This is a genomic window from Variovorax sp. H27-G14 (assembly GCF_046156345.1).
Lineage (GTDB): Bacteria > Pseudomonadota > Gammaproteobacteria > Burkholderiales > Burkholderiaceae_C > Variovorax.
Map to the genome: position 1 here is coordinate 35,373 of NZ_JAYLVN010000023.1, position 24,534 is coordinate 59,906.

The 24,534-nt window shown below is 68.2% G+C and carries 18 protein-coding genes; 10 read left to right on the forward strand and 8 right to left on the reverse strand.

What is annotated here, in order from left to right; all coding sequences use genetic code 11:
• Window positions 1-301: 301 nt before the first annotated feature.
• A complete protein-coding gene (locus VLK31_RS31820) occupies window positions 302-1,615 on the reverse strand; it encodes a cation:proton antiporter (protein ID WP_409172486.1) in 1,314 nt (437 codons plus the stop codon).
• A gap of 112 nt (window positions 1,616-1,727) precedes the next feature.
• Window positions 1,728-2,678, reverse strand: coding sequence for a hypothetical protein (locus VLK31_RS31825; protein WP_409172487.1), 951 nt, complete (start codon window positions 2,676-2,678; stop codon window positions 1,728-1,730).
• A 469-nt stretch (window positions 2,679-3,147) separates the two neighbouring features.
• Here VLK31_RS31825 and VLK31_RS31830 point away from each other — a divergent pair, with 469 nt between their 5' ends.
• A complete protein-coding gene (locus VLK31_RS31830) occupies window positions 3,148-3,408 on the forward strand; it encodes a hypothetical protein (protein WP_409172488.1) in 261 nt (86 codons plus the stop codon).
• A gap of 141 nt (window positions 3,409-3,549) precedes the next feature.
• A complete protein-coding gene (locus VLK31_RS31835) occupies window positions 3,550-6,096 on the forward strand; it encodes an excinuclease ABC subunit A (RefSeq protein ID WP_409172489.1) in 2,547 nt (848 codons plus the stop codon).
• A gap of 23 nt (window positions 6,097-6,119) precedes the next feature.
• Here the strand turns inward: VLK31_RS31835 and VLK31_RS31840 are convergent, their stop codons facing one another.
• Complete coding sequence (locus VLK31_RS31840; protein WP_409172490.1) at window positions 6,120-6,752, reverse strand: TetR/AcrR family transcriptional regulator C-terminal domain-containing protein; 633 nt, start codon at window positions 6,750-6,752, stop codon at window positions 6,120-6,122.
• Between the two features lie 154 nt (window positions 6,753-6,906).
• Here VLK31_RS31840 and VLK31_RS31845 point away from each other — a divergent pair, with 154 nt between their 5' ends.
• From VLK31_RS31845 to VLK31_RS31860, 4 genes are read left to right on the forward strand one after another with little or no spacing between them, the layout of a single operon-like run.
• Window positions 6,907-8,115, forward strand: a complete 1,209-nt coding sequence (locus VLK31_RS31845) for an efflux RND transporter periplasmic adaptor subunit (protein ID WP_409172491.1) — start codon at window positions 6,907-6,909, stop codon at window positions 8,113-8,115.
• An 18-nt stretch (window positions 8,116-8,133) separates the two neighbouring features.
• A complete protein-coding gene (locus VLK31_RS31850) occupies window positions 8,134-11,289 on the forward strand; it encodes an efflux RND transporter permease subunit (protein WP_409172492.1) in 3,156 nt (1,051 codons plus the stop codon).
• 13 nt (window positions 11,290-11,302) lie between these two features.
• Complete coding sequence (gene adeC, locus VLK31_RS31855) at window positions 11,303-12,802, forward strand: AdeC/AdeK/OprM family multidrug efflux complex outer membrane factor (RefSeq protein WP_409172493.1); 1,500 nt, start codon at window positions 11,303-11,305, stop codon at window positions 12,800-12,802.
• A 7-nt stretch (window positions 12,803-12,809) separates the two neighbouring features.
• On the forward strand, window positions 12,810-13,439 hold the full coding sequence (locus VLK31_RS31860) for a TetR family transcriptional regulator (RefSeq protein ID WP_409172494.1): 630 nt from the start codon (window positions 12,810-12,812) through the stop codon (window positions 13,437-13,439).
• Window positions 13,440-13,470: 31 nt separating this feature from the next.
• Here VLK31_RS31860 and VLK31_RS31865 read toward each other — a convergent pair whose 3' ends face one another.
• From VLK31_RS31865 to VLK31_RS31885, 5 genes are all read right to left on the reverse strand, one after another.
• Window positions 13,471-15,627, reverse strand: coding sequence for a putative bifunctional diguanylate cyclase/phosphodiesterase (locus VLK31_RS31865; RefSeq protein WP_409172495.1), 2,157 nt, complete (start codon window positions 15,625-15,627; stop codon window positions 13,471-13,473).
• A 342-nt stretch (window positions 15,628-15,969) separates the two neighbouring features.
• On the reverse strand, window positions 15,970-16,422 hold the full coding sequence (locus VLK31_RS31870) for a hypothetical protein (protein WP_409172496.1): 453 nt from the start codon (window positions 16,420-16,422) through the stop codon (window positions 15,970-15,972).
• 49 nt (window positions 16,423-16,471) lie between these two features.
• Window positions 16,472-17,575: an amidohydrolase family protein gene (locus VLK31_RS31875; protein ID WP_409172497.1), complete on the reverse strand. Its 1,104-nt coding sequence runs from the start codon at window positions 17,573-17,575 to the stop codon at window positions 16,472-16,474.
• Between the two features lie 9 nt (window positions 17,576-17,584).
• A complete protein-coding gene (locus tag VLK31_RS31880) occupies window positions 17,585-18,343 on the reverse strand; it encodes an SDR family NAD(P)-dependent oxidoreductase (protein WP_409172498.1) in 759 nt (252 codons plus the stop codon).
• A 90-nt stretch (window positions 18,344-18,433) separates the two neighbouring features.
• Window positions 18,434-19,204: a TetR/AcrR family transcriptional regulator gene (locus VLK31_RS31885; protein ID WP_409172499.1), complete on the reverse strand. Its 771-nt coding sequence runs from the start codon at window positions 19,202-19,204 to the stop codon at window positions 18,434-18,436.
• A 235-nt stretch (window positions 19,205-19,439) separates the two neighbouring features.
• Here VLK31_RS31885 and VLK31_RS31890 point away from each other — a divergent pair, with 235 nt between their 5' ends.
• The 4 genes from VLK31_RS31890 to VLK31_RS31905 are packed head-to-tail and all read left to right on the forward strand — an operon-like array spanning window position 19,440 to window position 24,501.
• Window positions 19,440-20,624: an acyl-CoA dehydrogenase family protein gene (locus VLK31_RS31890; RefSeq protein WP_409172500.1), complete on the forward strand. Its 1,185-nt coding sequence runs from the start codon at window positions 19,440-19,442 to the stop codon at window positions 20,622-20,624.
• A 3-nt stretch (window positions 20,625-20,627) separates the two neighbouring features.
• A complete protein-coding gene (locus VLK31_RS31895; protein ID WP_409172501.1) occupies window positions 20,628-21,830 on the forward strand; it encodes an acyl-CoA dehydrogenase family protein in 1,203 nt (400 codons plus the stop codon).
• Window positions 21,827-23,515: an AMP-binding protein gene (locus tag VLK31_RS31900; protein WP_409172502.1), complete on the forward strand. Its 1,689-nt coding sequence runs from the start codon at window positions 21,827-21,829 to the stop codon at window positions 23,513-23,515. Before VLK31_RS31895 ends, VLK31_RS31900 begins: the two co-directional genes overlap by 4 nt.
• The gene (locus VLK31_RS31905) at window positions 23,512-24,501 is read left to right on the forward strand and encodes a Bug family tripartite tricarboxylate transporter substrate binding protein (RefSeq protein WP_409172503.1); all 990 of its coding nucleotides are present in this window, start codon (window positions 23,512-23,514) and stop codon (window positions 24,499-24,501) included. Before VLK31_RS31900 ends, VLK31_RS31905 begins: the two co-directional genes overlap by 4 nt.
• The last annotated feature ends 33 nt before the right edge of the window (window positions 24,502-24,534 follow it).

Here is a 24,534-nt window from a genome sequence, read left to right on the forward strand (position 1 = left end):
GGTTGCTGTGTTGCTTCGAGCAGCGAACTGGGTCGTTCAGGGCGTCGCTCACGCCGACGGGGTGCCTTGCTCCGCGAATGTCCCCCGCTTCGCTCCTCCTTTATTTCGCTGCGCAAGGCACCCCATCGGCGTGAGCGTTGGACAGTGCAGTGGTTGATCGTGCGATCACTCAGAGCGCGCCCAGGTGCACAGGGCGTCGGGTGCTCCACGCAGCGAAATAAAGGAGGAGGCCGCAGGCCGGGGGACATTCGCGGAGGGGAGTACCCGGCGGCCTGTGCACGAGCCATGAATGACTTCAATCTCAATGCCTGCGCTGCGTCGCAGCCTGGTAAATGCTCATGAGCGGCGTGGCCGATATGCCGTGCACGACCACCGAGAGCGCCACGGTGACAAGCACCGTGCTGCCGATGGCGCCGATTTCGGAGGAAGGAGCGCCATGCGTCGAGGCGTAGGCCAGGTAGTAGATGGAGCCCACGCCGCGAATGCCGAACCACGCGCCAAGCCGACGCTGCGACGCCGTCCAGCGCCCGCCCAGCGTGGCGATATAGATCGCCACAGGTCTGGCAACCACGATGAGGAAGGCAGCGATCAAAACGTTCTTGAGCGTCAGCATCTCCGCGCGCAGCAGACACCCGATGAGCAGCATGGCCGCCAGCTCCACGAACTTCTCCAGCTCCTTCGCAAACGCCAGCACGTCGCGCGTCATGTCGTCGGCAGTCTTGGCCTGTGCAACGGCCACCACTTTAGCCCGGGGCGGCATCGGCGCGGTGCGCGCATGCGCAGCCTCGGCCTCCACCGCGCGCTCGACGTTGCGCATGCTCAGCCCGGCCACGAAGACCGCCAGAAAACCATAGACCGAAGCATGCAACGCGATGCCGTACGTCAACGCGATCAGCCCCAGCGCCAGAAAGCTCTCCATGCCAAGCGCCTGCTTCTTCTCGGCCTGCAGAAAGAGCACGAGCCGAGTGAATGCCGCGCCGCAGGTCCAGCCCAGCGCCAGGCCACCGCCAATGGCCCACACGACGTCCAGCCCGAGCCAGCGCAGCCCTGCGGTGCCGAGGCCCGCAGTGCTCATCCCATGTGCGCCTGCCAAACCGAGCGCCAGCATCACGAACGGAAAGGCGGCGCCGTCGTTCAGGCCGCCTTCTGCGGTAAGGCCGAAGCGAAGGTCGTCCTGGTCGTTCTCATGCTTCACCTGCACGTCGGACGCCAGCACCGGGTCGGTCGGCGCAAGGATGGCGGCCATCAGCAAAGCGGCCGCCAGCGTCAGGTGCAGCGCGAGGCCGGCGAGCGTCATCAGCGCGATGGTGATGACCATGCCCAGCGTGGCAAGCAGCACCGGCTGCACCCAGCTCGACACCTGCCTGCGAATGCGAAGCCGCAGGCCCACTGCAAAGAGCGAGACCAGCACCGCGACCTCGGTGATGGTCTCGATCAGCGCCGCGTCGGCCTTGATACCGAGCTTCACCAGGTTGAAGCCCCCCGGCCCCACCGCGAAGCCCAGGCCCATGTAGAGCGCCGCGGCGCTGATGGGCAGGGTCTTGAGCAGAGTGCCCGACAGCGCCATCAGGATCAGCAGCGCGCCGATCATCAAGTCCCAGGTCGCTGCGGTCATCGGACAGGGTTCAGTGCAAGAAGAGTGCGATCAGGATGATGACCGGAATCGGCACGCCGAGAAAAAGCAGCAGAAGCGAGCGCATGGGGTTCTCCTTGAAAGTGGAAGTCGTTCAAAGGTCGCGACGGCGGCCGCCATAGGTGGCCGCGAAGCTCGCAACGAAGGCGCCGATGAGCATGGAGATCACCAGCCACAGCGCGCCGTAGGCAGACGCCTTGCGTGCGGCGTCTGCGGCTTCCTTCGCCTTGGCCTGCGCCTCCTTCAACGTGGCTTGGGCCTTGGCATAGGTGTCGTTGACGCGCTTCTCGGCATCGGCCTGGCTGAGGCCGGTGCGTTGCGCGATCACCGATGCCACGTACTTCGCGTCGTCAGGTGGCAACGCGCCGGTGCGAATGCTGTTGAGGAAGATGCGGCTGACCTCCGCATTGGTGGCGCCGGGCGCGGCCGTGCCGTCAGGGGCGGTAGTGGTGGCTGGTGCAGCACCGTTCGGGTCACGACGAAACAGCGAATCGATGAAGTAGTTCATGCCGCCCGGGCCTGCGTCTGACTCGGCCCGCGAGCCTGCGGCACCGGCCGCTCCTGCACCGGCGGCCGTGACTGCGGTGGCGGCACCGCCGACCACGGTGGCACCGGCTTGCGCGCCGGCCCCCACGATCGAGCTGACCACGGACCCCAGCAGCGCGACCGTCAGCAGCGTGGCGACGGCCCAGGCCAGGAAGCCGTGGGCGGTGTCGCGAAAGTACACCTCGTCGGTGTGCACGCCATCCCATTTGGTGCGCAGCCGTCCGGCCAGATAGCCGCCCATGCCCGACGCGGCGATCTGCGTGAAGGTGAGCCACAGAATGGTCGCAATGCCGATGGCCGTGGCGCTGGCGCCTTGGTTGGTCCATGGGCTGATCGACGACATGCCCAGACCCGTTCCCAACAACAGCAGGATGAGCGACAGAGACGCTGCGCCGGTTGCCCCGGCAAAGATGGCGCCCCATGACACGCCGCTTCGGTTGGCGCTGGCCACGATCGGATCTGCGTCGGTGTCCAGTCCGTGTACTTCGTAGGGGGGCATGTTTGCTCCTGGTGGTGGAGCGCCGACTGTTCTGCGTGGGGCGGGGGGTGTTGGTCATCCCCGCACGCGAAGCCGGGTAGGCGATGGGCCCGAGGGGTTGCGTGTTTTTGACGGTCGTTGTTCAGGGCGACGCTCACGCCGACGGGGTGCCTTGCTCCGCGAATGTCCCCCGGGGCTTCGCCCCTCCTCCTTTATTTCGCTGCGCAAGGCACCCCATCGGCGTGAGCGTTGGACAGAGCCGTGGTTGATCGCGCGATCACCAGCAGCGTGCCCCAGTGCACAGGGCGTCGGGTGCTCCCCGCAGCGAAATAAAGGAGGAGGGCGAAGCCCGGGGGACATTCGCGGAGGGGAGTACCCGGCGGCCTGTGCACGCGCCCTGAACTGAACCCGAACCCGCCTAGAAAGTAAATAGTTTCAAGCTGCGAGAAACGAACACGAAAAGAGGCGCCCACGCAGCGAAAATGCGCCAATGCTTCTTCCACCTCCCAGCGGCTCCGAGCGCGCGCAGGCCCTGGCCGCCAAACTCGGGTGCGCCGTCGGCCACTGCCCCTCGCCTTCCGGTCACCTGCAACCCGCTCTCCTGGGCAGCCCCACCAGCTTCGCCGCCACATTGGCAGAGTTTGGCGCCCGCTTCGACGACCAGGAAAAGCTCTATCTCTTCGCCAACTGGCCCACCATGGAGGCCGCCCTGCAGCACGTGATCGACCAGCGGCGCGCCGCCGCACCGTAGGACACCCACCAAGCCCGCGAACGGGGCAGCGTCCGACAGAGCACGAACACAGACACGGGCACTGTGGCTGCCCACCACGTTATTGCGAACGGCCCCATGAAGCGAACACCGCCAATCAAGCCGCCGCGCGCGCAGCCGCCCATGGACGATCGGCACCCAGAGCCTGTGCTTGATCCCTCGCACCCCGCCAGCCGATTTGTGCGCGTGCGCGGCGCGCGCGAACACAACCTCAAGAACGTCGATGTGGACATCCCGCGCGACGCGCTCGTGGTGTTCACCGGCATCTCCGGCTCGGGCAAATCGTCCCTCGCGTTCGGCACGCTGTACGCCGAAGCCCAGCGGCGCTACCTTGAATCGGTCGCGCCGTATGCGCGGCGGCTGATCGACCAGGTCGGCGTGCCGGCCGTCGACAGCATCGAAGGCCTGCCGCCCGCCGTGGCGCTGCAGCAGCAACGCGGCACGCCCAGCGCGCGCTCGTCGGTGGGCAGCGTCACCACGCTGTCCAGCCTGCTGCGCATGCTGTATTCCAGGGCCGGCGACTACCCCGCGCGCCAACCCATGCTGTACGCGGAAGACTTTTCGCCCAACACCGTGCAGGGCGCCTGCCCGGAGTGCCACGGCCTGGGCCGTGTCTACGAAGTGACGGAAAAATCGATGGTGCCCGACGACTCGCTGAGCATCAGGGAGCGCGCCATCGCCGCCTGGCCTCCGGCCTGGCACGGCCAGAACCTGCGCGACATTCTGGTCACGCTGGGCTACGACGTCGACACACCCTGGCGCGACCTGCCGAAGAAAGCGCGCGACTGGATTCTGTTCACCGACGAGCAGCCCACCGCCCCCGTGTACGCCGGCTTCACCCCGGCCGAGACGCGCGCCGCCGTGCGCAGCAACATGGCGCCCAGCTACCAGGGCACCTTCATCGGCGCGCGCAAGTACGTGCTGCACACCTTCGCCACCACGCAAAGCGCGCTCATGAAAAACCGCGTGTCCCGCTTCATGGTGGGCGCGCTGTGCCCGTCTTGCAAAGGCAAGCGGCTGAAGAAGGCGTCGCTGTCGGTTCGCGTGGCGGGGCACGACATCGGCGACATCTCGCAGATGCCGCTGAACGAACTCGCCCGCGTGCTGGCGCCCATCGCGGCCGGCAAGCTGGCCGGGCATGCGGAAGAAAAACGCATCGCGGCGCAGCGCCTCTGCCATGACCTGCTGGAGCGCGTGCGCACCTTGCTCGACCTGGGCCTGGGCTACCTGTCGCTCGACCGGCGCACGCCGACCCTGTCGCCCGGCGAGTTGCAGCGGCTGCGGCTGGCCACGCAGATTCGCTCCAACCTGTTCGGCGTGGTGTACGTGTTGGACGAACCTTCCGCCGGCCTGCATCCGGCCGATGGCGAGGCACTGGTGGTGGCGCTGGACATGCTCAAGCGCGCGGGCAATTCGCTCTTTGTGGTGGAACACGACCTCTCGCTGATGCGCCGCGCCGACTGGCTGGTCGACGTCGGGCCCGATGCGGGCGAGCAGGGCGGCGTGGTGCTGTACAGCGGGCCGCCGGAGGGCCTGCGCAACGTGCAGGGCTCGCACACCGCGCGTTATCTCTTTGCCGAGCCCGATGCAGCGTCGCGCACGCGAGCGGTTCGCACGCCCACTGGCTGGCTCAAGCTGACCGGCATTCGTCGCAACAACTTGAGCGGCTTGTCCGCGGCGTTTCCGCTGGGGGTGCTGAGCGCGGTGACCGGTGTGTCTGGCTCGGGCAAGTCGAGCCTGGTGACGCAGGCGCTGGTCGAGCTGGTGTCGGCGCACCTGGGCCACGAGCCACCGGAGGCCGACGAAGAGGCCAGTGGCGCGCCGTCCGTGGTCGAGCGATCAGGCGGGCGCATCGTGCAGGGCATGGACGGCATCCGTCGGCTGGTGCAGGTCGACCAGAAGCCCATCGGCCGTACACCGCGCTCCAACCTGGCCACCTACACCGGGCTGTTCGACGCTGTGCGCAAGCTGTTCGCGGCCACGCCGGCCGCGCGCAAGCACCGCTACGACGCCGGGCGCTTCTCGTTCAACGTGGCCAAGGGCCGCTGCCCCGCGTGCGAGGGGGAAGGCTTTGTCAGCGTGGAGCTGCTCTTCATGCCCAGCGTGTACGCGCCGTGCCCCACCTGCCACGGCGCGCGCTTCAACCCGCAGACGCTGAAAGTGAAACTGCGCGGCAAATCGATTGCCGACGTGCTGGGCATGACGGTGGACGAAGCGCATGTGTTCTTCGAGGCTGACGCGGCCGTGGAGCGGGCCTTGCGCCTGCTGCGCGCCATCGGCCTGGGCTACCTGCGGCTTGGCCAGCCGGCCACCGAGCTGTCGGGCGGCGAGGCGCAACGCATCAAGCTGGCCACCGAGTTGCAGCGCGCGCAACGCGGCGACACGCTGTACGTGCTCGACGAGCCGACCACCGGGCTGCACCCTGCGGACATGGACAAGCTCATGGCGCAACTCAACGGGCTGGTGGACGCGGGCAACACCGTCATCGTGGTGGAGCACGACATGCGCTGGGTCGCGGCCTGCGACTGGGTGATCGACATGGGGCCGGGTGCGGGCGGGGAGGGCGGGCGCATCGTGGCCACCGGCACGCCGCGCGATGTGGCACAGGTGAAAGCGAGCCGCACCGCGCCCTATCTTCGCGAGTGTCTGCGTGAGTGTCTTCGCGAGTAACTGCGCGCGTGTCTGCCGGGGCTTCAGGACGCGCGCTTGGTGCCGTCGGAGCCATCCGCGCCGTAAGCGCGCATGAACGCGTCCAGCGCCCGGCTCACCGCTTGGCGCAGGGCCGTTTGCGAGAGCTTCTTCTCCAGGCCGAAAAGCACGGGTGTCACGGTTTCCGAATCCAGCAGCGCAGTGAGGTGGCGCGCGGCCACCAGCGGGTCGCACTGGCGCACCTTGCCGCGCGCCATCTGCTTGTCGAGAAAAGCCGCCAGCTCGTCCAGGCCCTTCTGCGGCCCGTTCTGAAAGAAGCGCAGGCCGATGTCGCTGCGGCCTGACTCCGCAATGATCGCGCGGCGCGCCCGAATGGCCTGCTCCCCGCACAGCACCGTCAAGGTTCGCTCCGACAGGCGCTGAAGGGCCTTGCGCACGTCGTCGTGCTCCTGTTCCAGCGCCGCGAAGATGGGCTCGAAATGGTGCCGTGCCGCCTCGTGCGTGACCTCGACGAAAAGCTCTTCCTTCGAGCTGAAGTAGCCGTACAGCGTGGCCTTGGAGCCGCCCACGCGGGCCGCGATGTCGGTCATTGACGCGCCCTCGAAACCCAGCTCCTGAAACGCCTGCGCGGCCGCTTCGATGATGGCTTCGCGCTTCGCCTCCGTTTTGACTCTCATACCTCGGGCCTCCTTTATTTCTGAACGATAGCGTTCAGTATTGCTTGACGGCCCGCTGGCGTCAAGGCACATTACTGAACGGTACGGTATTGTTAATTCTGATTTAGCGGTGCCGCTCGGTCCCTGTGCCTTCGTTTTTCTGGAGAGAACTCTCATGCGTCCTGTCATGACCTATAGCGCGACCCTTGCCGCAGCGGTGTGCGCTGCCTGCCTGCTCGCCGCCTGCGGCAAGCCTCCCGGAGGCGCGCCGCCCGCGCAGGGCATGCCGACCGTCGGTGTCGTCACCGTGCAGCCGCAGTCCGTGGCGCTCAGCACCGAGCTGCCCGGGCGCACCGTGCCTTATCTGATTGCCGATGTGCGCCCGCAAGTCAACGGCATCGTCAAGACGCGCAACTTCCGCGAAGGCAGCGACGTGAAGGCGGGCAGCGCGCTCTACCAGATCGACCCCGCCACCTACAAGGCCGCCTACGACAGCAACGTGGCGGCCTTGGCCAAGGCACAGGCCAGCCTGAAGACGACCCGGCTGAAGGCCGAGCGCTACAAGGAACTGGTGGCCATTCAGGCCGTCAGCCAGCAGGACTACGACGACGCGGCCGCCTCGCTGGGCCAAGGCGAGGCCGACGTGGCCTCGGCCAAGGCCAATGTGGAGACCAGCCGCATCAACCTGGCCTATGCACGTGTCGACGCACCCATTTCCGGGCGCATCGGCAAGTCGAGCGTGACGCCGGGCGCGCTGGTCACGGCCAGCCAGAGCACCGCGCTGGCGACCATTCAGCAGCTCGACCCCATCTACGTGGACGTCACGCAGCCCAGCGCCTCGCTGCTGCGCCTGCGCCAGGCCATGGCCAGCGGCGACCTGCAGAAGGTGGGCGCCAATGCGGCCAAGGTGCAGCTGATGCTGGAAGACGGCAGCGCCTACCCGCTGCCAGGCCGGCTCGAGTTCTCCGACGTTACCGTGGACCAGAACACCGGCGCCATCACGCTGCGCGCCGTGTTCCCCAACCCCGACGCCGTGCTGCTGCCCGGCATGTATGTGCGCGCGGTGCTGCAGGAAGGCGTGAAGGCGCAGGGCCTGCTGGTTCCGCAACAGGCCGTGACGCGCGACGGCACCGGCAAGCCGACCGCCTATGTGGTGGGCAGCGACAGCAAGCTGCAGCGACGCGTGCTGGAGGTCGACCGCACGGTGGGCGACCAGTGGCTGGTGCGCAGCGGCATCCAGGCCGGCGACCAGCTCGTGGTGGACGGCCAGCAGCGCGCCACGCCCGGTGCGCAGGTGAAGACCACACCGTGGGCACCCAAGCCCGCACCGGCACCGCAGGCACCCGGCGCGCCCGCCTCAGCGCCGAAGATCGCCGCGAACTGATCGGCCGGAAAGACTCCCATGGCACGCTTTTTCATCGACCGCCCCATCTTCGCGTGGGTCCTCGCCATCATCGTGATGCTGGCCGGGGTGATGTCCATCTTCACGCTGCCGATTGCGCAGTACCCCAGCATCGCGCCGCCCGCCGTCGCCATCACCGCCAGCTACCCGGGCGCTTCCGCCAAGACGCTGGAAGACACCGTCACCCAGGTCATCGAGCAGAAGATGAAGGGGCTGGACCGGCTCAGCTACATGGCCTCGACCAGCGAGGCCTCCGGCCAGGTCACCATCACGCTGACCTTCGAGAACGGCACCAACCCCGACACAGCCCAGGTGCAGGTGCAGAACAAGCTCTCGCTGGCCACGCCGCTGCTGCCGCAAGAAGTGCAGCAGCAGGGCGTGACGGTCACCAAGTCGGCCGCCAACTTTCTGAATGTGCTCGCGTTCACGTCGGAAGACGGCAGCATGAACGGCTCCGACCTGTCGGACTATGTGGCGGCCAATGTGCAGGACGCGCTCAGCCGCGTGGAGGGCGTGGGCGACACCACGCTGTTCGGCTCCCAGTACGCCATGCGCGTGTGGCTCGACCCGAACAAGCTCTCCAACTTCAAGCTGACACCGCTGGACGTGAGCACCGCCATCCAGGCGCAGAACGCACAGGTGTCCGCCGGCCAGTTGGGTGGCCTGCCCGCCGCGAGCAACCAGCAGCTGAACGCGACCATCACCTCGCAGACGCGGCTCAAGACCGCCGAGGAGTTCGAAGACATCCTGCTGCGCACGCAGACCGACGGCTCGCAGGTGCGCCTGCGCGACGTGGCCCGCATCGAGCTTGGCAGCGAGGCCTACAACACCGTGGGGCGCTACAACGGCAAGCCGGCCGCCGGCCTGGCCATCAAGCTGGCCACCGGCGCCAATGCGCTGAACACCGTGAAGGCCATCGACGCGCGCGTGGCGGAACTGGAAAAGTTCTTTCCGCAGGGCATGAAGGTGAACAAGCCCTACGACACCACGCCGTTCGTGCGCCTGTCGATCGAAGACGTGGTCAAGACGCTGGTCGAGGCCATCGTGCTGGTGTTTCTGGTGATGTATTTGTTCTTGCAGAATTTCCGCGCCACGCTGATCCCCACCATTGCGGTGCCGGTGGTGCTGCTGGGCACCTTCGGCGTGCTGGCGGCCTTTGGCTTCACCATCAACACGCTGACCATGTTCGCGATGGTGCTGGCCATCGGCCTGCTGGTGGACGACGCCATCGTGGTGGTGGAAAACGTCGAGCGGGTGATGACCGAAGAAGGCCTGTCGCCCAAGGAGGCCACGCGCAAGTCGATGGGGCAGATCACCGGCGCGCTGGTGGGTGTGGCCTTGGTGCTGGCCGCGGTGTTCGTGCCCATGGCGTTCTTCGCGGGTTCCACGGGTGTGATCTACCGGCAGTTTTCCATCACCATCGTGGCGGCGATGACGCTGTCGGTGCTGGTGGCGCTGGTGCTCACGCCGGCGCTGTGCGCCACGCTGCTCAAGCCGGTGAAAAAGGGCCACGCCATGGCAACCACCGGCTTCTTCGGCTGGTTCAACCGCGGCTTCGACCGCGGCAACCACCGCTACCAGGGCGTGGTGCGGCACATGCTGGGCAAGGGCTGGCGCTACATGGCGATCTATGCCGTGCTGCTGGCCGCGGTGGTGTTCGGCTTCATGAAGCTGCCGGTCGGCTTCTTGCCCGACGAAGACCAGGGCACACTGTTCACGCTCATTCAGCTGCCGCCGGGCGCCACCGATGCGCGCACGCAGGACGTGATTCGCCAGGTGGAGCACCACTTTCTGGTCGACCAGAAAGATGCGGTTGCCGGTGTGTTCACCGTGTCGGGCTTCAGCTTTGCGGGCAGCGGCCAGAACACCGGCATTGCGTTCGTCAAGCTCAAGCCGTGGGACGAGCGCAAGACCGAAGCGCTGAGCGTGACGGGCGTGGCGGCCAAGGCCAGCGCGGCGTTTGCGGCAATTCGCGACGCGCAGGTGTTCGCGTTCTCGCCGCCGGCCGTGTCGGAGCTGGGCAACGCCACCGGCTTCGACCTGATGCTGCAGGACCAGGGCAACCTGGGCCACGCGGCGTTGATGCAGGCGCGCAACCAGCTGCTGGGCATGCTCTCGAAAGAGAACGGCCTGGTGGCGGTGCGGCCCAACGGGCAGGAAGACACGCCTGAATTTCGCCTGGAGATCGACCCGCACAAGGTGGGTGCGCTCGGCCTGAGCATGAGCGACGTGAACCAGACCTTCTCCACCGCGTGGGGCAGCAACTACGTGAACGACTTCATCGACAAGGGCCGCGTGAAGAAGGTGCTGCTGCAGGCCGATGCGCCGTTCCGCATGCTGCCGGAGGACATCGACCTTTGGTACGTGCGCAACAGCGCCGGCACCATGGTGCCCTTCACCTCCTTCGCCAAGGCCAGCTGGCAGTCGGGCTCGCCGCGGCTGGAGCGCTACAACGGCGTGCCGTCGGTGGAAATTCTGGGCATGGCCAAGCCGGGCACTGCGTCGAGCGGTGAGGCGCTGGCCATCGTGGAGCGTGCCGTGGCCCAGTTGCCACCGGGCATCGGCTACGAATGGACCGGCCTGTCGCGCCAGGAGAAGGCGTCGAGCGGGCAGACGGGGCTGCTGTATGCGCTGTCGATCCTGATCGTGTTCCTGTGCCTGGCCGCGCTCTACGAGAGCTGGGCGATTCCGTTCTCGGTGATCATGGTCGTGCCGCTGGGCGTGTTCGGCGCGCTGCTGGGCGCCATCCTGACCTGGAAGATGAACGACGTGTACTTTCAGGTGGGCCTGCTCACCACCATCGGCCTGGCGTCGAAGAACGCGATTCTGATCGTCGAGTTCGCCAAGGACCTGCACGAGCAGGGCATGAGCCTGGTGGAGGCAGCGATGGAAGCGGTGCGCATGCGGCTGCGCCCTATTTTGATGACCTCGCTGGCTTTCATTCTTGGCGTGCTGCCGCTGGTGCTGGGCAGCGGCGCGGGCTCCGGCGCGCAGCACGCGCTGGGCACCGCGGTGATCGGCGGCATGCTGTCCGGCACCATCCTCGCGATCTTCTTCGTGCCGCTTTTCTTCGTTCTTGTGCGCGGCCTGTTCCAGCGCAAGCCCGCGCCGCCCGAAGAGGCGCCTGCGCACGAACCACCGGCCGCGGCCGTTTAAGAAGGTGCAAGACATGTCTCGCTTCATCCTTACCCCGTTTTTCCCTTTCGTTCCTTTCGCTCCTTTCGTTCCTGTGGCACTGGCCGCCTTGCTCGCGGGCTGCAGCCTGATGCCGGCCTACCAGCAGCCCGCCGCGCCGGTGCCGGCCACCTTCGCAGGTGACCCCGGTGGCAGCGGTGGCACGGCCACCGCGCCCGTGGCCGAGCTCGGCTGGCGCGATGTGTTCACCGACCCCGCGCTGCAGCGCGTGATCGACATGGCGCTGGCCAACAACCGCGACCTGCGCGTGGCGGTGCTCAACATCGAAAAGGCGCGCGCGCAGTACCGCGTGCAAGACGCCGCGTTGTTCCCCACGGTCAATGCGAGCGCCGGCGGCAACGGCAGCCGAACGCCGGGCGACCTGTCTGCATCGGGCGCTTCCACGGTGGCGCACAGCTACAGCGCCACGCTGGGCTTCAGCGCCTACGAGCTCGACCTGTTCGGCCGCGTGCGAAGCCTCAACGCGCAGGCGCTGGAGCAGTTCTTCTCCACCACCGAGGCGCGCCGCAGCACGCAGATCACCTTGGTGGCCGAAGTGGCGAACGCCTGGCTCACCATGGCCGCCGACCAGGACCAGCTCAAGCTGGCGCAAGACACGCTGGCCAGCCAGGGCAACACCTACAAGCTGAACCAGCGCAGCTTCGAGCTGGGCGTGGCCTCCGCGCTCACCTTGCGCCAGGCGCAGACCAGCGTGGAAACGGCGCGCGTCGACGTGGAAAAGTTCACCGCCCAAGTGGCGCAGGACCGCAATGCGCTGGTGCTGCTGGTGGGTGCAGACCTGCCGGGCGAACTGCTGCCGAACGCCTTGCCCGATGCCGCCACGGCCGCGGCCAGCCCGCTGGCCAGCATTCCGCCGGGGCTGCCGTCGGACCTGCTGCAACGCCGCCCGGACATCCTGCAGGCCGAGCGCGACCTGAAGGCGGCCAACGCCAACATCGGCGCCGCGCGCGCCGCGTTCTACCCGCGCATCAGCCTCACCGCCTCGGCGGGAAGCGCCAGCGCCAGCCTGTCGAACATGTTCCAGGGCGGCTCGCGCAGTTGGAGCTTTGCGCCGCAGGTGTCGCTGCCGATCTTCGACGGCGGCGCGAACCGTGCCAACCTGGCCATCGCCAGGACAGAGCGCGACATCTACGTGGCCCAGTACGAAAAGGCGATACAGACCGCGTTCCGCGAAGTGTCCGATGCGCTGGCCCAGCGCGGCACGCTGGGGCGACAGCTTGCCGCGCAACAGGCCCTGGTGGACGCCACCGCAGACAGCTACCGCCTGTCGGACGCGCGCTTCAAGCGCGGCGTGGACAGCTACCTGAGCGTGCTCGACTCGCAACGCTCGCTCTACACCGCGCAGCAGAACCTGATCAGCACGCGGCTCTCGCGCTTCACCAACCTCGTGACCTTCTACAAGACGCTGGGCGGCGGCTGGGTAGAGCACACGGGGTCGCCGGTGGCCGCGGCAAGTACTGACAAGCAGCCCTGAAAAAACCGTGGCGAGGCACACCAAGGCCGAGGCCGCGCTCACGCGCACCCGGCTGCTGGAGGCCGCGCTCGCGGCCTTTGCGCAAGACGGCGTGCGCGCCACCACGCTGGAGGCCGTGGCTGCCCGCGCGGGCGTGACGCGCGGTGCTGTGTACTGGCACTTTGCGGACAAGGCCGCGCTGGTGGCTGAAGCGGTGGACGCAGGCCGCTGGCCGCTGGACATCGGCGCCGATGTCTCGGCCTACCAGGCGCATGCCCACCCGCTGCGGCTGCTGCGCGAGCAGCTGTGCGCGCAGGTGGCGCGGTGCATGAACGACCCCATGCAATGGCGCTCGGTGCAACTGGCGCTTTGCCTTGGTGTGCGCCCGGAACTGCCGCCCGGTGCGCAAGCCCATGTCGAACACACCATGGCGCGCAGCGTGGTGCGGCTCGTGCGCGTGATGAAGATCGCGCAGGCGCGCGCTCAGTTGCGTGGCGGCCTGACGCCGTCGGAGGCCGGCCGGTGCCTGCACGCCATGGGTGTCGGCGTGCTGTCGGAATGGGCGCGGGGCGCTGCCTGCGACGAAGGCACTCTGGCGCTGTGCTTCGAGCTGTTTCTGACGGGCGCGAGTGCGCAGGGCCGGCCGGCGCGGGAATGAACCTGCGGCATTGACTGCATCCGTTCGCCGGCTATGCGCAGCTTGGCGCGGCGGCGGAGGAGGCGGCGGCGGTGGAGGAGGAGGGCCTTTCGAGCGCGTCTCTTGTCCAGCGGTCGAAGTCCGCAGGCGCCATGGGGCGCGCGATGAAGTAGCCCTGAATGGCGTCGCAATCGCAGCTGGCCGCCAGGTCGAACTGCGCCTGCGTCTCCACGCCTTCGGCGACCACCAGCAGCTTGAGCGCATGCGCGAGCTGAACGATGGAGCTGAACACGGCGGCGTCGCCCTCGCTCTCGCCGGCGTTCACGATGAAGCTGCGGTCCAGCTTCAGCGAGGTGAGGGGCATGCGAGGCAGTTGCGACAGCGTGGAGTAGCCCACGCCGAAGTCGTCCATCGCCACCTTGAAGCCGTGCCGGCGCGCACGCTCCAGCGCAGCCACCGCGTTGCCGTCGGCGAACACGCCCTCGGTCACTTCGATGCAGAAGCGTGCGGGCGGCAGGCCCTGCTGTGCCAGGAGCGCCAGAAGCTCCGCCACCACGTCGCCAGCGGCAAATTGCGCGGGCGACACGTTCAGGTTGATCACGGGCCATTGGCCCGGTGACGCCTGCTCCCATGCCGCGGCCTGGTCGACCGCCAGGCCGAGCAGCTTGCGCCCCAGCGCCGCAATCAGCCCCTTGCGTTCCGCCAGAAGAATGAACCGGTCGGGCGGAATGGCGCCCAGCCGCGGATGGCGCCACCGCGCCAGCGACTCCACGGCCACGATCTGGCGATCCGCCACGCGCACCACGGGCTGGAAGGCAAGCCAGAGCTCGCCGTCGTTGATCAACGCCTGATGCAGGTCTTGCTCCAGCTCCACCTCCTGCTTGCGCAGGTCGTGCATGGCGTTCTCGAAGGTCACGGCCTGGTTGCCGCCCCGGGCCTTGGCGACATACATGGCCTGGTCGGCGGCTTGCGCCAGGTTGGCGCCGTCGGTTTCCTTGGCGTGGGCGGTGCCTACGCTGGCCGCCAGCCGAAAGCTGCGCCCGCGCACCGCATACGGCCGCGCCAGCGCCTGCCTGACCGCATGGCCCAGCTCCTCGGCCTCGTCGGCCGTGAGGTCCGCGCAGTAGATGGCGAATTCGTCGCCCCCGATGCGGCCCACCGGGTGGCCGCTGGCAACACTGCGCAGCCGCGTTGCCACCTCGACCAGCACGCGGTCGCCTTCTTCGGTGCCGAAGGCTTCATTGACAGCCCTGAAGCCGTCCAGGTCGATGAGCAACTCGCTGGCGCACGACACCGCGGCGGGCGTCGCGCTTCGGCGCATGTGCATCATCTTGTTGCGCGTGAGCAGGCCGGTGAGGGCGTCACGGTCGGCCGCTCGCTGCGTGAGGCGTTCGGCAATGCCGCGCAGCCGGTCCACGCCGTCGGCGCGCACGGTGCCGATGGTGACCACCACCCAGATCAACCCGATGATGAATGCGCTTTGATAGATCAGCAGCACGCCGTCTGAAGGCAGCTGCATGCCGGGGTTGTGCAGGCGCTTGGCCACGAGCCACACGCCGACGGCCAGTATCAATGTCGTGCTGCCCAGCAGGCGGCGCGCCAGGCGGCCCGGCTCCGAGCGCGCGGTAAGGGCTCGCATGAAGGACCGGCGCGAGGTTGCCAGCAGAAGCGCCAGCGCCAGCGACGTGATGCCCGCCACGGTGAAGGGCGCCATCGCACCCTTGAAGATCAGCAGGCCGCCCAGGTAACCGGTGAAGGCCACGAAGAGCATTGCCAGCGCGGCGGTGGCCAGCAACTGCGACACCAGCCAGTACCGCATGCGCCTTGCGATGTCGCCGAGGCACAGCAGCAACAAGGTCAACGCCACGTTCAATGGCATCGCAATGCCCTTGCCGGTGGCCTGCCGCTGCGATTCGAGCGTGCCGGCGAACGGCGTCAACGCGCTGAAGAGCGTGTTACCGGTCAGGGGCACCAGCAGCCGGATTGCGACGAGGCACAGCGCAACCACCACTGCGACGCGCGCGACCGCGCGGGGGAGCCCGGTCGACTTGCCGGGCAGCAGCGCGACCGAGAGGATCAGCAGGCAGAGCGCGGTGTAGGGGTGCGTGGGTGGCAGGTCGGACACGGGGCGCCACATGCCCGGCGCGTTGATCGCGTAACCGAGCAACACCCACAGAGCGATGCCGCCGCTGAGGGCGGTGCCCGCCATGCGGGCTGCACGGGGCAGGTGCCAGGGCCGCTGCGATCGATGGGACCGACCTTGTGCCGCGCGGTGTGCGGTCATGTCGCCATGGCACGCCAACGCCCGGACGCGCACAAGTCGTTGATTTTCATCAGCGCATTGTGGGGGGCATTGCATTTTTGTAACGCCAAATATCGACAACAAACCCAAGGCGTGGGCGTGCGATCGCACATATCCCACAAACAAGGGATGGCACAGCGGCTGGTGCCGCGTAGGGAACGGCGCGTCAATCACACCGACAGACGAATTGAAAGCTGATTGCGAATACTGAAGGAGCGAGAACGATGCGCCAGTGCAGTTTTTTGGCGCTTATTCGGGCAGCGACGAGTCATTGGCCAAAGTGCGCGGGTCACCTGCGACAAGATAAGCCGTTAGAGGAACCAGGCACATCAAAGCTGCGACGATCCAGAAAGCAGCGTGCAGGCCGAGCGCATGCGCAACGAAGCCGATGCCCGCTGGGCCCACCAGGATGCCGGCGTACCCTGAAGTGGTGATGGCACCTACGGCCAACGCTGAGGGCATGACGGTTTGCGCGCCTGCTTTGCGAAAGAGAACAGGCACGATATTGGACGCGCCAAGCCCTGTCAGAAGAAAGCCCGACATCCTGACCAGGTGGACCGGAGCCGCAAGCAGCACGATGGCCAGGGCCCACGGCGTCGTTGCGACCGACAGCAACGGCAGCAAAACGGCCAGCCCGAACCCGCCTGCCAGGATGACGGGCTTGCTGCCGAAGCGCGCGCTCAGCAAGCCGGTCAGCAGCATGGCGGTTATGGAGCCGCTACCCATGCACAGAAGAAGCAGCCCCTCGGCGTCACCGCTGCGCCATGCCGTAGGTACGTGTGGCCGTGCGCATGAACAGGTCGGTGCGTTCGCTGGCGCTGCAACCGGCGGCCACGCGCTTGAAGGCGTTCCAAAGCACCGCGTAGCTGCAGCCGGTCTTGTCGACCGGAAAGTTGCTCTCGAACATGCACCGCTGCGTGCCGAAAGCCTCGATGCAGGTCTCGAAGTACGGCGCCCAGGCGGCGGCCAGCGCTGACGAATCGAGTGGCCGCTGCGCCAGTTCCAGGCCGAAGCCCATGCGCGGCATGGCCAGCCCGCCGAGCTTGATGTGCACTTGCGGATGGCTCGCCAGGCTGCGGATGCGCTGGCGCCAGTCGTCGAACACCTCGGCGCGCCGGTGGGTGAAAGGCCCGTTGCCCAACGGGCCACCGCAGTGGTTGAGCACCAGCGTGGTGTCGGGGCAGTGCGCCGCCAGGTGCGCCACGTCATCGAGTTGGGTGTGATAGATCCACAGGTCGAGCGACAGCCCCATGGCGCCGAGCGCGCGCGCGCCGCGTTGCAACGCGGGTTCGCGCAGCAAGCCGGCGCTTCCTTCGCGCGAAGGGTGCACCTCGGCATCGTCGTGCCAGGTAGGGCGGCTGCGAATGCCGCGAAAGCGGCCCTGCCCGGCCTGCATGTGCGCTTCGAGCACGGGGCTCACCTGCTCGCCCAGCATCAGGTCGGCCCAGCCGACGATGGCGGCGCAAAGCCCGCCCCGCGTGGCGTCGTCGGCCGGTGCCTGCGCCACGACGAACGCCGTTTCTCCCGTGGGCCGCAAAGCGGCCGGGCCGCTGCTCAGGTAGTGCGAGTGACAGTCCACGAACACGGTCGCCCGAATGTCGTGGCCGCTGTCCAGGTCTTCGAGCAGTTGCGGGCGCAGGTAGGTGGCGCCGGGCAGTGCCCACAGGTGGTGGTGGGCGTCCACGATGGGCTGGGCCGGGTCGAGGATGTCCTCGCTGTGCAGGGCCAGCCAGTCTGCGCGTGGCGAGGCGATCGTGCGGTGCGCGGCAGTGACGGTGGTGGTGGTGGTGGTGGTGGTGGTGCCGATGGGGGCACCGCCCGGCGCAATCGGCCCCTGGCGAATGGCGTCCGGCATGGCTGAGCCTCAGAGCAAGGCGTGGGTCACGCCGCCGTCGACCAGCATGGATTCACCGGTCATGAAGCTGCTCTCGTCCGACGCCAGGAAGGCCGCCGCCGCGGCAATGTCGTCCACATGGCCCAGCCGCCCGAGCGGCGTGCGCGCGAGGCGTTTGGCGGTCAAGGTGTCGTCGAGGTGCATGCGCACGCCCTCGGTCGGCACCGAGCCTGGCGCAATGGCGTTGACACGAATCTTGCGCGGGCCAAGCTCCACCGCCGCCGAGCGCGTGAGCCCCAGGGCTCCCGCCTTCACGCCGCAATAGACCAGCGCCCCCGGAATGCCCAGGAAGCCCGCGGCCGACGCAATGTTGATGATGGAGCCGCCGCCATTGCGCTCCATGGCGGGGGTGGCCGCCTGGATGCCCCAGACGATGGAATGAAAGCCCGTGGCCGTCATGCGTTCGAGCATCTCGGGGGTGATGGCATCGATGGGGCTGTAGCGCACCCAGATGGCGTTGTTCACCAGCACGTCGAAGCGGCCGTGCTGCTGCTCCAGGGCGGCCACGGCCGAGGTGAAGGTTTCGCGCAGCGCCACGTTGCCACCGAAGGCCTGCGCGTTGCCGCCGCTCTCGCGGATCTCCTGCGCGGCCTGTTCGGCGCGGTCCAGCTGAATGTCCAGCACACCCACGGTGGCGCCCATGTCCGCAAAGCGCTGCGCGATGGCGCGACCGATGCCCTGGGCACCGCCGGTGACCAGCGCCACCTTGTTCTTCAGACCTTGTTCCATGGCTTGTCTCCTCTAGGATTTTTTGGAAAAAATACCGGCTGGCCGGTAAGTAAATGGGCAAAAAAAAGCCGGCCGCTCTGGCCAGCCGACTCAGGTTTTGGCAGCGCTTTTCTTGCGTGCCGGCGCGGGTGCTTTGGGTGTGTCGGTTTTCACGGCCGCGCGCTTGGTGGACGGCGCTGCGGGTTGCGCGGCCGGTGTCGAACTGGTGGTGGCAGCGGACGTCGGAAGCCCACCCACAGCCCCGACTTCAGCTTCGCGCACCGTGATGCCCAGCAACGCCATGTCGACGAACTGCGCCATCACTTCCTTGACGTTGAGCTTGCCGGTGGGCGAATGCCAGCGTGTCACGTAATTGAGGGCGGACAGCAAGAAGCGCGTGGTCATGCCGGCATCCAGGTGGCGGAACTCGCCCGACTCGATGCCCTCGGTGATGCAGCGGCGCAGCAACTTCTCGTAGGTGTCGCGCAGATGCAGGGCCACGCCGCGGCGCTCGGTCTGGCCGGCCTCGCGAAAGGCGTTGGCACCCGCCAGCCAGTGCTCGCGGTGCTCGTCGAGAAAGTGGGCCGAAGAGCGCACGAATGCGCGCACGCGCTCGGTGGGGGAGTGGGCGCGTGCAACGTCCGCCCCGACCGACGCCACCAGCGCGTCGAGCGACTGAATCACCACGCGCTCGTAGAGCTCGTCCTTGTTGGGAAAGTGGTAGTACAGCGCGGCCTTGGTGATTTTTGCTTCCTCCGCAATGTCGCGCAGCGAGGTGGCGTGGAAGCCGCGGTTGGCGAACAGTCGGCGCGCGATGTCCAGCAACTGCTCTTCGCGGGTGCCGGGAGACTGCTTCGGATCGGCGCTGGCGCGTGTAGCCATGGAACGTACTTTCAGGAGGGAGGAGGGCGGAAAGCCCAGAGGTTACCTGTCCCGCAGATGCCAGCGCCACCGCCCGGTTCGGGTTAACCATGGGGCGTCTGGCTTGTGTGTGCGGGGTCGGCGCTGTAATATTAACCGGTCGGCAAGTAAAAACAAACAGCGCAATGCGCCTCCAGCAGCAGTGAAGAAATCAAACCGTAGACGATTTCACTTGCCGATCGACAGGTAAACACGCATGACACTAGACCAGACCGAAGAAGACCGCGCCTTTCGCTTGGAGGTGCGCCGCTTTTGTGAGCAGCAGGTGCCGCAGGCGCTGCGCCAGCGCGTGCGCGCCGGCTATCGGGCCACGCCCGCCGGCTTTCGTCAGTGGCAGGACATTCTGTTTCGCCAGGGCTGGGGCGCGCCCACATGGCCACGCGAACACGGGGGCGCGGGCTGGTCGCCGGTGCAGATCCACATCTTCGAGCAAGAGACCGCCGCCGCCGATGCGCCGCCCCAGTTTCACCAGGGCCTGGAGCTGATCGGCCCGATCATCTTCACCTACGGCACGCCCGAGCAGAAGGCGCGCTACCTGCCGCGCATTCTGTCGGGCGAGGACTGGTGGTGCCAGGGCTACTCGGAGCCGCAGGCCGGCTCGGACCTGGCCGCACTGCGTACCCGTGCCGTGCGCGACGGCGACCACTACGTGGTCACCGGCCAGAAGCTGTGGACCAGCTACGCACACGCCGCCAACCAGATGTTCTGCCTGGTGCGCACCAGCGAAGAGTCACGCAAGCAGGACGGCATTTCGCTGTTGCTGATCGACATGGCCACGCCCGGCATCACGGTGCGCCCGTTTCACACGCTGGACGAGCAGGCGCACGTGACCGAGGTGTTCCTCGATGCGGTGCGCGTGCCCGTGGGCCAGCTGGTGGGCGAGGAAGGGCGGGGCTGGAGCTACGGCAAGGTGCTGCTCGACCGCGAGCGCGCCCTCACGGCCACGCTGGGCGTGCGGCTCACACGCCAACTCGACCAGGTGCGCGAACACGCACGCCGGGTGCCCGACGGTGGCCGCAGCCTGTACGACAACCCGGTGTTCCGGGCCAAGCTCGCGCAGCTCGAAATCGAAGTGCAGGCCATCGAGCAGATGGGCCTGCGCATGCTCGCCGACAACGTGGCGGGCGCGGACACCGGGCCGCGCGGCTCCATGCTCAAGCTGCGCTGGTCGGAGCTGCTTCAGCGTGCGACCGAACTGTGGGTGGAAACCATGGGCTACGACGCCACGCGCTTCGCACCCGTGGGCGCCACCCCCGGCGACGTGCCGATCGAGCAGTCGGGGCCCATGACGGCCTACCTGCACAGCCGGGTCACCAGCATCTACGGTGGCTCGAACGAAATCCAGCGCAACATCATCGCGCGCCGCGCGCTAGGGCTCTAAGGCATGGACATTCACCACACACCCGAGCAGCAGATGCTCTCCGACGGCGTCGATCGCTTCGTTCGCGAACACGCGCGCTTCGAAGACTGGCGCAAGCTCACGGCCGCCGGCCGGCCCTATGACGAGGGCAACTGGCGCCGCATGGCCGACATGGGCTGGCTGGCACTGGCCATCCCCGAGGCGCACGGCGGCTTCGGCGCCTCCGCGGCCGAGATCATGATCGTGGCCGAGGGCATGGGGCGCGGCCTGCTGCGCGAGCCCTTCGTGAGCACCTGCGTGCTGGCCGTGCGGCTGCTGGCACGCGGCGGCACCGCACAGCAGTGCGAGCTGTTCGAAGGCATTGCCGACGGCAGCGTGCGCATTGCCACCGCGCTGGCGGAGGCCTCGGGCCGCTTTCACCTGAACCACGTGCACACGCGCGCCGCCGCCGAAGGCACCGGCTACCGCCTGAGCGGCCACAAGTCCTGGGTGCCCGACGCCAGCACGGCGCAGTGGCTCATCGTGCCCGCGCGCACGCAGGGCGCCGTCGACGAGCGCGCCGGCATCTCGCTGTTCTTGGTGCCGGCCGATGCCGCGGGCTTGCAGCGCACGGACTTTCGCGCCCCCGACCACCAGCAGATCAGCCAGTTGCAGCTGGAGGGCGTGCAGCTGCCTGCGTCGGCGCTGCTAGGGCCGCTGCACGGCGGGCTGGCATTGCTCGAAGAGGCGGTGGACCACGCCATTGCGGCGCGCCTGGCCGAAGCCTGCGGCGCCATGGACGCGGTCAGCGACATGACGCTGGACTACCTCAAGGTGCGCAAGCAGTTCGGCGTGACCATCGGCAGCTTTCAGGCGCTGCAGCACCGCATGGTGGACATGCGCATTGCGTGCGAGGAGTCGCGCGGCATGCTGCAGCTGGCGCGCGCCAGCCTGGACGCGGAGCCCGCGCAACGCCAGCGCGCCATGGCCGCCGCCAAGGCCCGTGTGGGGCAGTGCGGCCTGTACGTGGGGCATCAGGCCGTGCAGTTGCATGGCGGCGTGGGCACCAGCGACGAGCTGGCCGTCAGCCACTATCTCAAGCGCCTGGCCATGATCGACGTGGCCTACGGCAATGCAGATTTCCAGCGCGACCGTTTCATTGCGCTGTCGGACGCGGCGCCCGGGCCCGAGGCCATGCCCGCGCCCGCCACGCAACCCGCGTCGGCACACCAGGAGCAATTCGCATGAGCGCGACCACCACCATCGGCACTGCCGCCACCGCCACCACCACCACCACCAACACCGCGACCACGACCGCGACCGCCACCACCGGCTGGAACATGGCCGACATCCTGGACGGCGTGGCCCGTCGGGTGCCCGCCGATCGACCCGCCATCGTGCACGGCACGCACGTGGTGACATGGGGTGAACTCGATGCGCGCAGCAACCGCGTGGCGCGCGCCTTGCTCACGCTGGGGCACGGCCGTGGCGAGCGCGTGGCCATTCTGTCTCGCAACCATCCCGGCTACATCGAAGGCTTTGTCGCCTGCCTCAAGGCGCGCCTGGTTCCGTTGAACCTGAACTACCGCTACACGGTGGACGAGGTGGCCGGCGTGCTAGACGACGCCGGCGCCACCGCCTTGCTCTACCAACAGGAATTTGCACCGCTGGTGGCCGCGCTGGCCGCACGCGGCTCGGCGCTGCGCACGCGCATGTGCCTGGACGGCGAAGGCCTGGGCGAGGCCACGGCCAGCTTCCAGGCGCTGGCCGCGCAGGGCGACGGCAGCGCGCTGGACATCGTGCGTTCGGAAAGCGACCCGCTGCTGCTGTACACCGGCGGCACCACGGGCAAGCCCAAGGGCGTGATCTGGCCCGGCAACCGCTACCGCGAATGCCACCTGGAGTCGCCGCTGGCCAAGCACCGGCCGGCCAACCTGCAGGAGCACCTGGACACCGTGGCGGCCAACGACACGCCGGGCCGCGTGCTGCCGGCCTGCCCGCTCATGCACGGCGCGGGCATCAGCAGCACGCTGAGCGAGTTGCTGAGCGGCGGCACCGCGCTGCTGCTGGCGCAGCGCAGTTTCGATCCGCATGAACTCTGGCAACTGGCGCAGCACGAGCGCGCCACGCGCATCCTGATCGTGGGCGACGTGTTCGCGCGCCCCATGCTGCAGGCGCTGGACGAGCAGCCCGGCCGCTACGACCTGTCCGCACTGCGCGTGATCAGTTCGGCCGGCCTGATGTGGAGCGAAGAGGTCAAGGCCGGTTTGCTGCGGCACCTGCCGAAGGTGGTGCTGGCCGACATCTATGGCGCCTCCGAGGCCGCCGGCCTGGGCTATTCGATCACCACCACCGAACGCGCCACGCCCACGGGCCGCTTCGAGCCCGGCCCGCGCACGGTGATGGTGGGCGACGACGGCCGCATCGTGCCGGCAGGCCAGGTGGGCGAAGGCTGGCTGGCACGCGGCGAGCCGCTGCCCGAGGGCTACTTCGGTGACCCGGTGAAGACGGCCGAGGTGTTTCGCACCATCGACGGCGAGCGCTACTCGGTGCCCGGCGACCGCGTGCAGCGCCACGCCGACGGCTCCATGCAACTGCTGGGCCGCGGCAGCCTGGTCATCAATTCGGGCGGCGAGAAGATCTATGTGGAAGAGGTGGAAGAAGCCCTGAAGCGCGTGCCCGGCGTGCAGGACGTGCTGGTGGTGGGCGTGCCCGACGTGCGCTGGGGCAGCGCCATCGTGGCCCTGCTGCGCACCGGCCCCGGCGGCCTGCCCGACACGCAGGCCATGCGCGCGCACCTTGCCCCGCACCTGGCCGGCTACAAGATGCCCAGGCACTACCTGGCCGTGGACCAGCTGCCGCGCGCCGACAGCGGCAAGGGCGACTACCGGGCGGCGCGCGCGCTGGCCGACAGCTTGTTGCGCACGCCATGAGACGCCGCCTGCTTCAGGCCTTGCCCGGTGCGCTGCTGGGTTGCGTGGCCGGCACCAGCTGGCTGGCCGCGCCGCGCGTGCACGCCGCGGAGCGGGCCTGGCCGTACAAACCTCTCACGCTGATCGTGCCGGCCGCGCCGGGCGGGGGCTCCGACGCCGTGGCGCGCATCGTGGCGCAGGCCCTGGGCGAGCAACTGGGCCAGCCCGTGATCGTGGACAACCGGGCCGGTGCCGCGGGCACGCTGGGCGTGACGGTCGGCCTGCAGGCGCCGGCGGACGGCCACACCTTGATCTGGTGCACGCCCTCGGCGCAGATCATGGCGGCGGGCAGCGTGCGCTACGACCCGGTGAAAGACCTGGCGCCCGTCAGCATGCTGGTGTCCGCGTCCTACCTGCTGGTGGTGGGCAACCAGCAGCCTTGGCACAGCACGCGTGAGCTGGTGGAGGCCGCGCGCGCCCGCCCCCACGCCATCAACTACGGCACCGCGGGCACGGGCTCGTTCGGCCACTACATGGCGGCATCTTTCGGGCTCGCGGCCGGCGCCGACCTGGTTCAGATTCCCTACACCGGCGAAGGCCCCGCCATGCTGGCCCTGATGCGTGGTGACGTACAGATGGGCTTCATCAGCGCAGCGGGCGCCCTGGCGCAAGTAACGGCCGGGCGCGTGCGCGCGCTCGGCGTTTCCGCGGCAGCGCCCATGGAGGGCGTGCCCAAGAGCATTCCGTTCGTGGCGGACGCTTTGCCGGGCTTCGACCTGGTGGCCATCAACTACCTGGCCGTGCGCGCCGGCACGCCGCAGCCCGTGGTCGACCAGCTCAGCCAGGCCGTGCAGGCGGTGCTGGCCAAGCCGGCCGTGCGCGAGCGGGTGCTGGCGCTGGGCGTGACACCGGTGGCCAGCACGCCCGACGTGGTGAGCCGCCGCGTCGAAGCCGAACGCAAGCGCGTGCAGGAGACGGTGCGGCGCGCGGGCATCGTGCTGCAGTAGCCGCGCAAGCCGCCGCAATTGCTTCTCTCCGCA

Excerpts from the sequence above, each read along its gene's own strand:
- VLK31_RS31865 (WP_409172495.1), bottom strand. The coding sequence starts at position 15,627 with ATGGCGGGCACCGCCCTCAGCGGCGGCATCGCTCTGTGGGTGTTGCTC.
- VLK31_RS31905 (WP_409172503.1), top strand. The coding sequence starts at position 23,512 with ATGAGACGCCGCCTGCTTCAGGCCTTGCCCGGTGCGCTGCTGGGTTGC.
- VLK31_RS31890 (WP_409172500.1), top strand. The coding sequence starts at position 19,440 with ATGACACTAGACCAGACCGAAGAAGACCGCGCCTTTCGCTTGGAGGTG.
- VLK31_RS31835 (WP_409172489.1), top strand. The coding sequence starts at position 3,550 with ATGGACGATCGGCACCCAGAGCCTGTGCTTGATCCCTCGCACCCCGCC.
- VLK31_RS31830 (WP_409172488.1), top strand. The coding sequence starts at position 3,148 with ATGCTTCTTCCACCTCCCAGCGGCTCCGAGCGCGCGCAGGCCCTGGCC.
- VLK31_RS31840 (WP_409172490.1), bottom strand. The coding sequence starts at position 6,752 with ATGAGAGTCAAAACGGAGGCGAAGCGCGAAGCCATCATCGAAGCGGCC.
- adeC (WP_409172493.1), top strand. The coding sequence starts at position 11,303 with ATGTCTCGCTTCATCCTTACCCCGTTTTTCCCTTTCGTTCCTTTCGCT.
- VLK31_RS31845 (WP_409172491.1), top strand. The coding sequence starts at position 6,907 with ATGCGTCCTGTCATGACCTATAGCGCGACCCTTGCCGCAGCGGTGTGC.
- VLK31_RS31895 (WP_409172501.1), top strand. The coding sequence starts at position 20,628 with ATGGACATTCACCACACACCCGAGCAGCAGATGCTCTCCGACGGCGTC.
- VLK31_RS31825 (WP_409172487.1), bottom strand. The coding sequence starts at position 2,678 with ATGCCCCCCTACGAAGTACACGGACTGGACACCGACGCAGATCCGATC.
- VLK31_RS31880 (WP_409172498.1), bottom strand. The coding sequence starts at position 18,343 with ATGGAACAAGGTCTGAAGAACAAGGTGGCGCTGGTCACCGGCGGTGCC.
- VLK31_RS31850 (WP_409172492.1), top strand. The coding sequence starts at position 8,134 with ATGGCACGCTTTTTCATCGACCGCCCCATCTTCGCGTGGGTCCTCGCC.
- VLK31_RS31820 (WP_409172486.1), bottom strand. The coding sequence starts at position 1,615 with ATGACCGCAGCGACCTGGGACTTGATGATCGGCGCGCTGCTGATCCTG.
- VLK31_RS31870 (WP_409172496.1), bottom strand. The coding sequence starts at position 16,422 with ATGCTGCTGACCGGCTTGCTGAGCGCGCGCTTCGGCAGCAAGCCCGTC.
- VLK31_RS31875 (WP_409172497.1), bottom strand. The coding sequence starts at position 17,575 with ATGCCGGACGCCATTCGCCAGGGGCCGATTGCGCCGGGCGGTGCCCCC.
- VLK31_RS31900 (WP_409172502.1), top strand. The coding sequence starts at position 21,827 with ATGAGCGCGACCACCACCATCGGCACTGCCGCCACCGCCACCACCACC.
- VLK31_RS31885 (WP_409172499.1), bottom strand. The coding sequence starts at position 19,204 with ATGGCTACACGCGCCAGCGCCGATCCGAAGCAGTCTCCCGGCACCCGC.